We start from the raw sequence: 12,641 nt of genomic DNA on the forward strand, positions 1-12,641 counted from the left end.
CGGAGCCATGATGCCCAGCCGCGCTGCATCGCTGAAATACCGTTCGTGCATCGAATCGATACCGACAATCGAATATTCGCCTGCGGCTCGGTGCCCTAGCTTGGTGACGTCCCGGGAAGTGGCGGACCCGTTCTGACCCCCCGCTCCCTCGCGTCGGTGTCGCCGCTTTCCGCGGACATGGGCTTTTCAAGAAAAGGAAATTCGCAATGAAAATCAATCGCCTGACTATGGCTGCGATTGCCGCTTCGGCTGCGTTCGCGGCAGCCACACCGGCGTTTGCCGGCAGCTGCCCTGCAGGCCAGTCCGCGCACAACCCACTTGCCGGAGCACCGACCGCACCGTCGAACGTGACCGACGACCTGATCGGTTCGGTCGACCTTGCCAAGGAAATCGGCGTCGCCGACCGCGACCTTCGCATGCGGCGCCTCGTCGTCCAGCCGGGCGGCGTCGTCCCGGTGCACAGCCATGCCGGTCGCCCTGCATTGATCGTTGTCGTGTCGGGATCGATCACCGAATACAGCAGCGCCTGCGCGGTCGGCATCGACCACAAGGCCGGCGATATTTCGAGCGAGTCCGACGGCATTTCGCATTGGTGGCGTAACAATGGCCAGATGCCGGCCGTACTCCTTTCTGCGGATGTGAAAGCGCGCGACTGACGCCTTTTCGATTTGAGCGCGTCCATGCCTCCGTCCAGGACCGCTCGCGGCGCGGCACCGGCCATCATTTGGTACGGGCTGCGCCGCCTCCCTCGCGCAAGGAGCGCTGTGTTGACCGATTCCTATCGTGCCGGACTCGACATTCTTGCCCGAACCGGGATGACGCAGGACACACGACGCAACCGCGCTGCAGAGGTCGCGCCCGATTTTATCCGAAGCGCCGTCGGTTTCAGCTATGGTGAGGTTTTTGCCCGCCCCGGTATTGATCTGCGCGCGCGCCAGCTTGCCGCCGTGGCGGCCTTCGCCGCACTCGGTCGTTCAACTGCGCAATTGCGCGAGCATGTCGTTGCCGCGCTCCACCTCGGATGGAGCCAGGCCGAAATCATCGAAATCCTGATCCAGACGTCGGTTCATGCCGGTGTTGCTGCGGCAATCGACGCGCTTGCCGAATGTCACGACTTGCTCGTCGAGCGCACCATTTCTGCCAACGACTGCGAATAGCCCCGGCACATTCAGGCGGCCTGGTCGAGTGTCGGCCAGCTATGCTGCCGCGCCGCGCGCACAAACGCACCGAGTGCGGGCGAATGGGGGCGCCCGCGGACCGTCGCGAGATAGATGGTGCGGCTATATTCGGGTTCGATCAACGGCCGAACGATCAGATCGGGGTCGGTCACGCTATGCTCGGGAAAAAAGCCGAAGCCGAGGCCGGCCTTGATCATCTTTTGCACCCATTCGTCGCGCGGGCTGCTGAACACCTTGCGCGTCACGACGCCGCGGCGCGCAAAATCCTCGGTCACCATCTGGAAAACTTCGCAGTTCGACCGCCCGACATAGGGTTCGCCGTTGAGTTCGGCGACGCGGATCGCATTGCGCTCGCTCCACGGGTGGCCCCGCGGCACGACGATGACGAACCGTTCGCTGAACACCGGAAGCTGATGGAACTGATCGGGTAGCTCCCCCGGAATCCCGACAAGGCTGAGGTGGAGGTCGCCCTTCTCGAGCGCCGCGATCATCGCTGATGCCTCGCCATCGACAACCTTCACTTCGACTTCGGGGTGCGCCGCCTGGAAACGAACAATCAGGTCGGCGACAAGCTGCGGCCCGATGGTGCACATAGCGCCGAGGGTCAGCGTCACATTCTCGATCCGCCTTGCCGAAATCGCCGCCAGCTTGGCCGCGCGCGCGGATTCCGCAACGCTTTCGAGATAGGGCGCCATCATTCGCCCGAGTTCGGACAAATGCGTATTGTTCCGTTCGCGGTGAAACAGCGGGCCGCCGAGTTCATGTTCGAGTTGCTGGATCGCGCGCGTCAACGCGGGCTGGCTGACGTTGCACTGCTGCGCCGCGCGCGTGAAGTTGAGCGTCTGCGCGAGCGCGACGAAATAGCGGATCTGCTGCATTTCCATAAGCGTCGTCCCCAATCAACGCGGGTCGGAGAATATCAGCGACCGAGCGCGGCCGCCAGTTGCTATAATTACGGCAACCGGCGGGCACGGGTTACAGCAGCGTCGAGCAGGATCGCCGCCGCGATTGACGCCGTCATTACTGTTACTGCGGCCCAGGCATGGGGATGGAATGCGGGAAGCCCTTGAAGGATAAGGCCATCATTGCTGCCAGGAACGAGCGCGGCGCCCATTCCCATCAGCGCACCGCCAACGAGTGCACGGATGACGAGCGCGGCGCGCGGTGGCTGCGCACGAAGCTTGCCGGCAATTGCGCCGCCCGCGATCGCGCCTGCAAGCAGCGCGACGATCATCGCCCCGCGCACGCTCAGCATCGCATCCATCGAACGCGCGAGCGCGGCAAGCGCGTCGGTATAAGCCCAATAACCGACGCTGAGCAGCGCCGTGACGAAGCTGAGGGCGATAAGCAGGGTTGCACGGTGGGGATGCCACAGATGTCTGCCGAGATGCGGCGCACGTACCGCTTCGACTAGCCGCCAAAGCGCAAAGGGTATGAAAAGGATGGCGACCACGAGCGAAACACTCGTGTCGGTCGCAGATACTTGGGCAGCATCGCGCATCGGCGCGGCGAACGGGACGAGGCAACCGATGAAGAAGCCGACCGGAGTCGCGAGATAGGCCCACTCGCCCGACCCGATGCGCGCCACCGCTCCGAACACGCACGCGCGGTTGATCCATGCGCCGATGCCGAGCAGCACGCCGCCAGCTACCGTCGCGCCTGTGACCGTATAGGCCGCCGACGGCATGGCCAGCCAACCGAGCGCCGCGGCAATTGCGGTCATTCCGCCAACCCACAATGCAGCCTCGGCGAGCGCCGCCGCGCGCGTGGCGCGACGCGTAGTGACGATCTCGTCGACCGCGGCGACCATACAGGTCGCGCCGCGCTGAATGGCGAGCCCCATCAGCGCGGCGGAAACGAGGCCGACTGCAAAAATGCCGGTCGAAGGGATCATCGCGTCGCAGCGGTGGCAATCGACGCGGCAACCTCGCTCGCCATGGCGAACTGCGCCGCACGGTCGGTGATGTCATAGCGCCGCGCAATCGCGCCGAAATCGGTCCAGGCGACCTTGACGTTGCCCGCCGCATCTTCGGTGACGAGCATCCGCACCGGCCAATCAAGGCCCGAAAGCGGGTTCGATTGCAGGAACTGCACGCCAAGCGGCGGATTGCCGAAGATCACGAGCGTCGAGCGACGCAGCGGCAGATCGGCGCCGCGCGCGAGTGCGGCCTGGTCGATGGTCGCAAAATGGCGGATGCCCTTGTCGGCAACATCGGCGGCCAACTTTGCGACCGTATCGTCAAAGCCGTTCGCGCTCGAAAGCGTGAGCACATCGGTGGCCGTCGCGGCGCGGACCGGCACATCTTCGGCCTGCGCGCTCGAAACGATTGATAGGACAAGGGCGGCGGCCAACGCCGACGCGATACGCTTGGTGCGATTCATTGGGGAACTCCTGCGAAGATTGTCGCAGGCCAATATCGCTCACCCTTGCCGCGCACGGAAATCAAGCGTCGCTATGGATTTGATGCCCGCAGCGCATTATCGGGCGCGGCCGGCATGCCGGGGGCGGTTACGAGCCGCTCCGATGCAGCGGCAAATGCCACCTTTTCGGCCGGTCCTGCGCCCCGCCCGGGCCCAGTGCTGGAATGACGGGATCGTCAGGACCTCCTGCCGCCCCGCCGCTTCCGTTTCTGTTCTTCAATCAGGGGCTGACCGGTTCGTCGTCGTCATTGTCGGTTGCAACGATGATCGCGGCGACGCCGATAAGCACCGCCGCGACGCCGATCAGCCAGCTGTTGTTTCCGTCGAGTTCATTCGCTCCGCTCGGCGCGGTCACAGCGCGCGCGCCGTCGACTGTCGGAAGGGCCGACGCAACCGTCGGCGCGGCCGCCAACGTTCCGACGGCGAGGCCGATCGAGATTTTTCGGAACAAGCCCATATAACACTCCATCTGTTCGATAATTCCCTGTCGGGAACAGCAACACATGAAGCGGCCGGTTCGATGCGTCGATTACCGAACGGCCCCATCGGCTCGTCGAATTTTCGCCACGGCCGAGAGATTTCAGGCCGGTTCAGGCGCGCATCGTCGCAAGCCGGCCATCGACGATCTCTGCGGCCTCGTCGATGATGCGATCGATGAGCTGTTGGCAGGTCGGAATGTCGTGGATCAGCCCCTGGACCATCCCCGCCCAGAATACGCCTTTCGACAGATCGCCCGTCTGGAGCAGTTCGCGCCCCGCGGCGCCCGCGACGAGGGGCAGCACATCTTCGAACTTCGCATCGGGTTGCGCGAGGCGACGCACTACTTCTTCGCTGACCGCGCTCTTGCCGACGCGGGCGGTGTTCTTGAAGTTGCGGAAGATCAGAAAACTGCCGCGCTCGTCATTGTCGATATAGGCTTGCTTCACATTGTCGTGGATTGGCGCCTCCACCGTCGCGCAGAATCGCGTACCCATGTTGATACCGTCGGCGCCAAGGCTCAGCGCGGCCACGAGTCCGCGCCCGTCGCCGAAGCCGCCGCTCGCAAGAAGGGGAATTTTCACCTTGTCGGCGGCCGCGGGGATCAGGATCAGCCCCGGAATGTCGTCCTCGCCCGGATGGCCCGCACATTCGAAGCCATCGATCGAAATGATGTCGCACCCCGCGCGCTCGGCCGACAGCGCGTGGCGGACGGCGGTGCACTTGTGGAGGATGGTGACGCCATGCGGCTTCAGCATGTCCCAGATCTCGCGTACTGCCTGCGTCCCGGCGGTTTCGACGATCTTGACTCCGCCGTCGATGATCGCCTGCGCATAGGCGCTATAATCGGGCGCGTTGATCGTCGGGAACACGGTCATGTTCACCCCGAACGGCTTGTCAGTCATCGCGCGGCATCGCTCGATCTCTTCGCGTAGCGCCTGCGGCGACGGCTGCGTCAGCGCAGTCAATATGCCGAGCCCTCCCGCATTCGACACCGCGCTCGCCAGCTCGGCATAGCCAACGCTCTGCATCCCGCCCTGAACGATGGGATGTTCGATTTCGAGCATCTCGGTGATGCGGGTCTTGAAAGCCATTCCGGTCCCTCCCTCTGGCCGCGAGCATGACGCTACGGTATTGCGGCGCTCGGATTAGACTTGACGTTTACGTCAACGTCCGGTTGATTGGCAAGACCGGAAAGCGGTGGAGGGGAACAAGCAGCGATGAAGATCGATTCGACGACGGCCGCAATCGTCACGGGCGGAGCTTCGGGCCTTGGACGCGCGACGGCCGAAGCACTTGCGGCGGCGGGCGCGAAGGTCGCGATATTCGATATCAATGACAATCTCGGCAAAGAGGTCGCAGTGTCGGTCGGCGGATTGTTCGTCCATGTCGACATCACCAATGAGCAGTCCACGCTCGACGGATTTGCCGCCGCCCGCGCCGCGCACGGTCAGGAGCGCGTCTGCGTCCACTGCGCGATGACCTCGCGCCGCGGCAAGACGCTGGCGTTCGACAAGGATACGGGCGAATATCGCCGCACGCCGACCGAAGATTATGAATATGGCGTCGCGGGTATATTGACCGCGAGCTATCGCATCGGCTCGATCGCCGCCGAAGGCATGGCGACGCTTCCCGAGATGGAGGATGGCGAACGCGGTGCGATTATCTTCACCGCCTCGGTCGCCGCGCAAGACGCACAGATCGGGCAAGTCATCTATGGCTCGGCAAAGGCCGGAGTGAATGGTCTCGTGCTTCCGATGGCGCGCGACCTGATGGATCTTGGCATTCGCGTCAATTCGATCATGCCCGGCGTGTTTGGGACGCCACTGCTCGGAAACATGAACCCGAAGGTCAAGGAAAGCCTGGAGGCTTCGGTCCCCTTCCCCAAAAGGCTGGGCAAGGCCGAGGAATATGCGAGCCTCGCGATGGAGATGGTTCGCAACACCTATTTCAACGGCCAAGCGGTGCGCCTCGACGGCGCGATCCGCATGGCACCGCGCTGATACGCTCCCCACGAAAGGAACAGATAATGTCCGAAGCCTATATCATCGACGCCGTCCGCACTCCGCGCGGGATCGGCAAGCCCGGCAAGGGCGCACTGTCGCACCTCCACCCGCAACATCTTGCGGCAACAGTGCTCGCCGCCATTCGCGACCGCAACAATCTGGACACTGCAACGGTCGACGACATCGTGTGGTCGACCTCGTCACAGGTAGGCAAGCAGGGCGGCGACCTCGGCCGCATGGCGGCGCTGTCGGCCGGCTATGACACAAAGGCGAGCGGCACAACGCTTGACCGCTTTTGCGGTGGGGGGATCAGTTCGGTCAATTTCGCTGCGGCCAGCGTGATGAGCGGCATGGAAGATTGCGTCATCGCCGGCGGGACAGAGATGATGAGCTTCACCACCGCGCACGCCGCCGAACAGGCGAACGCGGGCATTCCGCCGCGGCTGATGGGCTCGGGCCACGAGGCACTCGACGAGCTTCATCCCCAATCGCATCAGGGCGTCTGCGGCGATGCGATCGCGACCATCGAAGGGATCAGCCGCGAGGATCTCGATGCATTGGCGTTGGTCAGCCAGCAGCGCGCCGACCGGGCGATCAAGGAAGGGCGCTTTGCGAAATCTGTCGTTCCCGTCCGCAATCCGGACGGCAGCGTCGCGCTCGACCGCGAGGAGTTCCCTCGCCCCGAAACCACCGCCGAAGGCCTCGCCGCACTTAAACCCAGCTTCGCGGCGATGGCCGATTTCGATCTTGGGGGCGGCGTGACGTTCCGCAAACAGATCAATCGCCGTTATCCCGATCTCGAGATCCGGCATTTCCATCATGCCGGCAACTCGTCCGGGGTCGTCGACGGTGCAGCCGCGCTGCTGATCACGTCAAAGGATTATGCCGACAAGCACGGCCTCAAACCCCGCGCGCGCGTGGTCGCCTATGCCAATGTCGGCGACGACCCGACGTTGATGCTCAATGCGCCGGTCCCTGCGGCGAAGAAAGTCCTCGAAAAGGCCGGGCTGACAAAGGACGACATCGACGTCTGGGAGATCAACGAAGCCTTTGCCGTCGTTGCAGAGAAATTCATCCGCGACCTCGATCTCGATCGCACCAAGGTGAACGTCAATGGCGGCGCGATGGCGCTCGGCCATCCGATCGGCGCGACGGGGTCGATCCTCATCGGCACCGCGCTCGACGAGCTCGAACGCTCGGGCGGGCGCTATGGACTGGTCACAATGTGCGCGGCGGGCGGGATGGCGCCTGCCATTGTCATCGAACGGCTCTGATCAGAAGGGGCCGGTGATCGCGACGGTCTTGGTCGGACTATAGAGGTTGAGGAACAGCGTCTTACCGTCGGGGGAGAAACAGGCCCCCGCCGGTTCGGTCTGGGTTCTGACGCGTGCGAAGGCATAGACCTCGCCAAAAGGAGTGACGCCGCGCAGATGATTGTCGACGGTATCGCCATATTGGTCTTCGCAGACGATAAGATGGCCGTTCGGCGCGACGGTCAGATTGTCGCCGAAGCTATATTGTGTGGGGTCGGTCGATTCGAGGAACAGCTGCAACCGTCCCGGCGCCGACTTCTCGCGCGATTTCCCCTCGTGCCGCGAGGGGCGGTAGCGCATGATCTGGCCCTGCTTGGCGCGTCCGCCCGACGTGCAGGTGAAATAAAGTTCGTCCTGTCCCCAATGGATGCCCTCGCCGCGCGCAAAAATCGCGGCCCCTTCTTTCGCGCCGCGCAGGCGCAGGTCGTCGTTCGGGCTTTCGGGATCGTCGAGGTCGATCCAGCGGGCGAATTGCCAGCTTCCTGGCGCCATCTTCTGCCCGGCCCAGTTGCGCGTGTCGCGCAGCCATTGGTCGGTAAAAGCAAGCGCCTGCAGTCGCCCGCCGCGATGAAGCGATCCGGGATCGTCCGGCAGGAAGCGGTAGAAGAGGCTGTCGTCGCGATCCTCGGTCATATAGGTGATGCCGGTGCGCGGATCGACCGCCGCGGCCTCGCGCATGAAGCGTCCCATCGCCTTGAGCGGCTCTGCCTTTACCAATGTGCTGCCGTCGGCGGGAACGTCGAATATCCAGCCGTGCGGCTTTCCGACACCATCGGCGGGAGCGGCCACATTCTCCTCGCAGCTGAGCCAGCTGTTCCAGGGCGTCACGCCGCCCGAACAATTGCGGATCGTCCCCACGAGGCTCAGATACTGCCGCTCGACCGCAAACGTTTCGGGGTCGAGGACGAGCGTCGTTGTTCCTCCGGGAAGCGCGCTGCCGCCTGCCCGATCGAACGCCTCGTCGGGCAGGTGCCCGTTGCGCGCAAACGGACCATCGGCAACATGCTTGGGCTGCAATTCGTGATTGCGGACCAGCGCGATCCGGCCGTTGTCGAGTTTGAAGCACCCCATCCCGTCGGCGCGATCGGGAACGACATTGCCGTCGCTCATCGCATCGCCAAACGACGACAATATCCGATAGGAAAAGCCCGGAGGCAGGTCGAGCAGACCTGCCGGATCGGGTTGGAGCGGGCCGTAGCCCGGATCGGTCGCCATCATCCCCGCACGCGCCGCGCCGCTTTGCAACGCAAGGCCGGTAAAGGCGAGTGCAGCCCCGGCGAATTGGCGACGGTCGAGCATGGGCTTATCTCCAGAAGCGAATCTACGCTGGCCGCTTAGGAAGCGAATATGACAGTGCGGCTGCACCGTGAAAACAATAGTGACACGAACGGGAGACAAAAATGACAGGCCCTTTGAACGGAATCAGGATCATCGAATTCGCAGGCATCGGGCCGGGTCCCTATTGTGCGATGATGCTCGCCGATCATGGTGCCGAGGTCATTCGAATCGACCGCCCCGGCGCCGCGCTCGACCCCCGCGACCCGCTCTCGCGTAACCGTTCGTCGGTGGTGCTCGATATGAAAGCGCCCGACGCCGTAGGGGTTGCGCGCGACCTGTGCAAAAGCGCTGACGGCATCATCGAAGGCTATCGTCCCGGTGTCATGGAACGCCTGGGCCTCGGTCCGGACGTGTTGCTCGCCGATAACCCGCGGCTCGTTTACGGCCGGATGACGGGCTGGGGGCAGTTCGGTCCTTATGCACAGGCGGCAGGACACGACATCAATTATATTTCGCTTTCGGGTGTGCTCCACGGGATCGGACGCGCAGGCGAAAAGCCGGTTCCGCCGGTCAACTATGTCGGCGATTTCGGCGGCGGCGGAATGATGCTCGCCTTTGGCATGGTGTCGGCGCTGCTCCACGCTGCCAAAACGGGCGAGGGCCAGGTGATCGACTGCGCGATGACCGACGGCTCAGCCCTGCTTGCGGGTATGACCTGGGGGTTCAAGGCGATGGGGCGCCTGAAGGACGAAGCCGGGGTCAACATGCTCGACGGCGGTGCGCATTTCTACGACACCTATCGCTGCAGCGACGGGAAGTTCATCTCGATCGGATCGATCGAACCGCAATTCTATGCGCTGTTGCGCGAAAAGACCGGCCTGAGCGCCGATCCCGCATTCGATGCCCAGCTCGATCCCTCGCAATGGGGACCGCTCAAGGAAAAGCTCACCGCGCTTTTCGCAACCAGAACGCGCGACGAATGGTGCAAATTGATGGAGACGACCGACGTCTGCTTTGCGCCGGTGCTGTCGCTCGAAGAGGCGCCGCAACATCCCCATAATGTCGCGCGCCAGAGCTTCGTGACGGTTGGCGGCGCCACGCAACCCGCACCCGCTCCGCGCTATTCGGCGACCACGAACGACACGCCACGGCAGGCTCCGACGGTCGGAGCAGACACCGACGAAGTACTCGCGTCGCTCGGCTATGACCCGACACGAATCGCGGCGCTGCGTGAAAGCGGCGCGGCACGCTGAACCTCTATCCCGCGCGCGCGGTCATGCTCTCCCAGAGCCCGCGCGCGCCCATGTCGGCGACCCGCCTGCCGAGCAGCCCCGCCCAATAGGCATCATTCCCATGTGCGCTGCGCCAGCGCATCAACGGGATCGTTACGCGATGAAGCTCATATTCGCGCGTGAAGCCGATCGCGCCATGCACCTGGTGCGCGACAGCGGTCACGACGCCGGCGGCGCGATTTGCCCGCAGCTTTGCGGCCGCGATTTCGAAGCCCGAAGCGGCGGCACCGAATGCCGTCGCGTCGAGCCGCGCGGCCATGGCGGCTGCCGCGGCATCGACCGCCGCGACCTCGCACGCCATCGCCGCAAGCGATTGCTGAACCGCCTGGAACTTGCCCAGCGGCCTGCCGAACTGCTGGCGCGTGTTCACATGCTCGATCGACAGCGTTAGCGCTTGACCCATCGCCCCTGCCATCAACCCAACAGTGGCCGCGGCGCGATGCGCTTCGGATGCCTCCGGCAATCCCGACAGCATGAGTTCTTCAACACCCAAATCGGGCACAAGCGTTCCGGCGAGGCGCAGCACGGCGTTAAGGTCGCCCCAATCGCCCCCCAGCCCATCCTCGTTTTCGGGCACGAGAAGCAAGCCGAAACCGGCGGCTTCCACGGGCGCCAGCCCTTCGCACGCCGCCTCGGCAAACACAGCGCGCGCCGTGTCGCACAACATGTCGCGAACCGCGCTCATCGCAGCCCCAATCCACGGGCTATGATGCCGCGAATGACCTCGCGCGTGCCGCCGCGAAGCGAGAAGCTGGGCGACGCGATCAGCAGCGCGCGCAACAGCCGCGCCAAATCGCTTTCATCGTCCCAACCGCAATCGACGATCGCCTGGACGCGCCGGGGCATATCCTGCTCGAAGGCATTCCCCAGCTCCTTGACCATCGACGCCTCGACCATCGGGTCCTCGCCCGCGGCGAGCTTGGCCGCAGTCGACATCGACAATTGGCGCAGCGTCCACATTTCGGCCGTCAACTCACCGATCAACGTCGCGAGCGCCGGATCGGGATCGGGGCCGGCGGCATCGATCAGCGCCGCGAACAGCGCGTGGCTCGACAGATAGCGCTCCGGCCCCGAGCGTTCGAGCGCGAGTTCGGCGGTGACCTGTCGCCAGCCCTGCCCGCGCTCGCCCACCAGCGCGCTGTGCGGAACGAGGACATCGTCGAAGAAAATCTCGTTGAAGTCATGGTTGCCCGCCATATCGACGATCGGGCGAATGGTTATGCCGGGCGTGTCGAGGTCGATCAGCAACTGGCTGAGACCCGCATTGCGTTCGCTCCCCTCCTCCGTCCGCACAAGCGCGAGAATGACGTGCGAGAAATGCGCGCCCGTCGTCCAGATTTTCTGGCCGTTGACGCGCCACCCGTCGGCCGTTTCGCGCGCGCTTGTCCGCACTGCCGCAAGATCGGACCCCGCGCCGGGCTCCGACAGCCCGATGCAGGCATAAAGTTCGCCGCGGGCAATCCCCGGCAAGTACAGCTCGCGCTGTTCTTCGCTGCCATAGCGGAGAATCAGTGGCCCCGTCTGACGGTCGGCGATCCAGTGTGCGCCAACCGGGGCGCCGGCAGCGAGCAATTCTTCGATCACGACATAGCGTTCGAGCGGATGCCGCCCGCCGCCGCCATAGCGTTCGGGAAGCGTCATGCCGATATAGCCCGCCTTGCCGAGCGCCGTGCTGAAATCGGGGTCGAAACTCGCCCAGCAATTGGCGCGCCGCACGACATCGCCCTGCGGCTGATGTTCGGACAACCAGGCACGCAGGTCGGCGCGCAGGGCAATCGTGTCGCCCGGCGGGTCGAAATCAAAGAGCGTAAAGCCTTGCATCACAGCACCGCCATGCAATAGCCTTGCAGGCGAGAAAAGGGATAACGACAATGGGCGAGTTTCTGAAGGTCGAGCGGCGCGGGAAAATCGCCATCCTGACGATGATCAAGCCCGAAAGCATGAACGCGATCGGCACGCACGACGACTGCCTGGACATTGTCCAGACCCTGCGGCAACTCGGCGAGGATCGCGGCGTCAGCGCGATCATCCTGACGGGGAGCGGCAAGGCGTTCAGCGCCGGCGGCAATCTGAAATCGATGCAGGAGCGCAAGGGCATCGGCGTGCTCGACCAGCCCGATGCGACGCGCAGCAATTATCGCAAGGGCGTTCAGGCCGTGATCCGTGCCCTGATGGACTGCGAAATCCCGATGATTGCTGCAGTGAATGGCCATGCCATCGGGCTTGGCTGCGACCTTGCCTGCACCTGCGACATCCGCATCGCCGCCGAAAGCGCCAAGTTCGCTTGCAGCTTCATCAAGGTCGGGATCGTTCCCGGCGACGGGGGCGCATGGCTGCTTCAAAAGATCCTCGGCTATCCGCGCGCTGCCGAATTGTTCCTGACCGGCGACCGTTTCGACGCGGCCACAGCCAAGGACTATGGCCTCGTCACCGAAGTCGTTCCCGACGACGAACTGCTCGACCGCGCCATCGCCATCGCAGAACGCATCGTGTGCAACCCGCCGCGCGCGCTGCGCCTGACCAAGCGACTGCTCCGCGAGGCGCAGCACAGCCGATTGAACGATATCCTTGAGCTCAGCGCGGCCTATCAGGCGATCGTGCACGAGACCGCCGATAATCGCGAAGCAATCAACGCCTTCGTTGAAAAAAGGGAGCCGGTTTTTACAGGAGACTGAC

Annotated in this window: 14 protein-coding genes; 6 read left to right on the forward strand and 8 right to left on the reverse strand. The window is 64.1% G+C overall.

All coding sequences use genetic code 11. The features are described 5' to 3' along the window. Positions 1-206 precede the first annotated feature (206 nt). On the forward strand, positions 207-656 hold the full coding sequence (locus JI743_RS02240; RefSeq protein ID WP_201925507.1) for a cupin domain-containing protein: 450 nt from the start codon (positions 207-209) through the stop codon (positions 654-656). Between the two features lie 111 nt (positions 657-767). Then, positions 768-1,157, forward strand: coding sequence for a carboxymuconolactone decarboxylase family protein (locus tag JI743_RS02245; protein ID WP_201925509.1), 390 nt, complete (start codon positions 768-770; stop codon positions 1,155-1,157). An 11-nt stretch (positions 1,158-1,168) separates the two neighbouring features. Here the strand turns inward: JI743_RS02245 and JI743_RS02250 are convergent, their stop codons facing one another. The 5 genes from JI743_RS02250 to JI743_RS02270 all read right to left on the reverse strand — a co-directional run bounded on the left by JI743_RS02250 (position 1,169) and on the right by JI743_RS02270 (position 5,170). Continuing rightward, positions 1,169-2,062, reverse strand: a complete 894-nt coding sequence (locus tag JI743_RS02250) for a LysR family transcriptional regulator (protein ID WP_201925511.1) — start codon at positions 2,060-2,062, stop codon at positions 1,169-1,171. 68 nt (positions 2,063-2,130) lie between these two features. Next, complete coding sequence (locus tag JI743_RS02255; protein ID WP_201925513.1) at positions 2,131-3,072, reverse strand: YeeE/YedE thiosulfate transporter family protein; 942 nt, start codon at positions 3,070-3,072, stop codon at positions 2,131-2,133. Then, positions 3,069-3,560, reverse strand: coding sequence for a DUF302 domain-containing protein (locus JI743_RS02260; RefSeq protein ID WP_201925515.1), 492 nt, complete (start codon positions 3,558-3,560; stop codon positions 3,069-3,071). Before JI743_RS02260 ends, JI743_RS02255 begins: the two co-directional genes overlap by 4 nt. A gap of 259 nt (positions 3,561-3,819) precedes the next feature. After that, positions 3,820-4,056, reverse strand: a complete 237-nt coding sequence (locus tag JI743_RS02265) for a hypothetical protein (protein ID WP_201925518.1) — start codon at positions 4,054-4,056, stop codon at positions 3,820-3,822. A gap of 133 nt (positions 4,057-4,189) precedes the next feature. Further along, on the reverse strand, positions 4,190-5,170 hold the full coding sequence (locus JI743_RS02270) for an NAD(P)H-dependent flavin oxidoreductase (protein WP_201925520.1): 981 nt from the start codon (positions 5,168-5,170) through the stop codon (positions 4,190-4,192). Positions 5,171-5,296: 126 nt separating this feature from the next. On the opposite strand from JI743_RS02270, the gene JI743_RS02275 reads away from it, so the two are divergent. After that, complete coding sequence (locus JI743_RS02275; protein WP_201925522.1) at positions 5,297-6,079, forward strand: SDR family NAD(P)-dependent oxidoreductase; 783 nt, start codon at positions 5,297-5,299, stop codon at positions 6,077-6,079. Positions 6,080-6,105: 26 nt separating this feature from the next. Continuing rightward, the gene (locus tag JI743_RS02280; protein WP_201925524.1) at positions 6,106-7,356 is read left to right on the forward strand and encodes an acetyl-CoA C-acetyltransferase; all 1,251 of its coding nucleotides are present in this window, start codon (positions 6,106-6,108) and stop codon (positions 7,354-7,356) included. On the opposite strand, the gene JI743_RS02285 is transcribed toward JI743_RS02280, so the two are convergent. Further along, on the reverse strand, positions 7,357-8,694 hold the full coding sequence (locus JI743_RS02285; RefSeq protein ID WP_201925526.1) for an alkaline phosphatase PhoX: 1,338 nt from the start codon (positions 8,692-8,694) through the stop codon (positions 7,357-7,359). It abuts the gene before it with no gap. Between the two features lie 101 nt (positions 8,695-8,795). Between JI743_RS02285 and JI743_RS02290 the strand changes: the two genes are divergently transcribed. Next, positions 8,796-9,926 (forward strand): CaiB/BaiF CoA transferase family protein, encoded by a 1,131-nt coding sequence (locus JI743_RS02290; RefSeq protein ID WP_201925528.1) that lies wholly within the window; start codon positions 8,796-8,798, stop codon positions 9,924-9,926. Positions 9,927-9,930: 4 nt separating this feature from the next. Here JI743_RS02290 and JI743_RS02295 read toward each other — a convergent pair whose 3' ends face one another. Together JI743_RS02295 and JI743_RS02300 are read right to left on the reverse strand one after the other, a co-directional pair. Then, on the reverse strand, positions 9,931-10,650 hold the full coding sequence (locus tag JI743_RS02295) for an acyl-CoA dehydrogenase family protein (RefSeq protein ID WP_201925530.1): 720 nt from the start codon (positions 10,648-10,650) through the stop codon (positions 9,931-9,933). Beyond that, on the reverse strand, positions 10,647-11,786 hold the full coding sequence (locus tag JI743_RS02300; RefSeq protein WP_201925532.1) for an acyl-CoA dehydrogenase family protein: 1,140 nt from the start codon (positions 11,784-11,786) through the stop codon (positions 10,647-10,649). Before JI743_RS02300 ends, JI743_RS02295 begins: the two co-directional genes overlap by 4 nt. A gap of 50 nt (positions 11,787-11,836) precedes the next feature. On the opposite strand from JI743_RS02300, the gene JI743_RS02305 reads away from it, so the two are divergent. Beyond that, positions 11,837-12,640 carry a crotonase/enoyl-CoA hydratase family protein gene (locus JI743_RS02305; RefSeq protein ID WP_201925534.1) on the forward strand — a complete coding sequence of 268 codons (804 nt, stop codon included), beginning with the start codon at positions 11,837-11,839 and terminating at the stop codon, positions 12,638-12,640. Position 12,641: the final 1 nt, after the last annotated feature.

Source organism: Sphingopyxis jiangsuensis (assembly GCF_016734905.1).
GTDB lineage: Bacteria > Pseudomonadota > Alphaproteobacteria > Sphingomonadales > Sphingomonadaceae > Sphingopyxis > Sphingopyxis jiangsuensis.

Bases quoted from the DNA above. Each gene is read 5' to 3' on its own strand.
- JI743_RS02240 (WP_201925507.1), top strand. From the start codon at position 207: ATGAAAATCAATCGCCTGACTATGGCTGCGATTGCCGCTTCGGCTGCG.
- JI743_RS02250 (WP_201925511.1), bottom strand. From the start codon at position 2,062: ATGGAAATGCAGCAGATCCGCTATTTCGTCGCGCTCGCGCAGACGCTC.
- JI743_RS02255 (WP_201925513.1), bottom strand. From the start codon at position 3,072: ATGATCCCTTCGACCGGCATTTTTGCAGTCGGCCTCGTTTCCGCCGCG.
- JI743_RS02260 (WP_201925515.1), bottom strand. From the start codon at position 3,560: ATGAATCGCACCAAGCGTATCGCGTCGGCGTTGGCCGCCGCCCTTGTC.
- JI743_RS02265 (WP_201925518.1), bottom strand. From the start codon at position 4,056: ATGGGCTTGTTCCGAAAAATCTCGATCGGCCTCGCCGTCGGAACGTTG.
- JI743_RS02270 (WP_201925520.1), bottom strand. From the start codon at position 5,170: ATGGCTTTCAAGACCCGCATCACCGAGATGCTCGAAATCGAACATCCC.
- JI743_RS02275 (WP_201925522.1), top strand. From the start codon at position 5,297: ATGAAGATCGATTCGACGACGGCCGCAATCGTCACGGGCGGAGCTTCG.
- JI743_RS02280 (WP_201925524.1), top strand. From the start codon at position 6,106: ATGTCCGAAGCCTATATCATCGACGCCGTCCGCACTCCGCGCGGGATC.
- JI743_RS02285 (WP_201925526.1), bottom strand. From the start codon at position 8,694: ATGCTCGACCGTCGCCAATTCGCCGGGGCTGCACTCGCCTTTACCGGC.
- JI743_RS02290 (WP_201925528.1), top strand. From the start codon at position 8,796: ATGACAGGCCCTTTGAACGGAATCAGGATCATCGAATTCGCAGGCATC.
- JI743_RS02295 (WP_201925530.1), bottom strand. From the start codon at position 10,650: ATGAGCGCGGTTCGCGACATGTTGTGCGACACGGCGCGCGCTGTGTTT.
- JI743_RS02300 (WP_201925532.1), bottom strand. From the start codon at position 11,786: ATGCAAGGCTTTACGCTCTTTGATTTCGACCCGCCGGGCGACACGATT.
- JI743_RS02305 (WP_201925534.1), top strand. From the start codon at position 11,837: ATGGGCGAGTTTCTGAAGGTCGAGCGGCGCGGGAAAATCGCCATCCTG.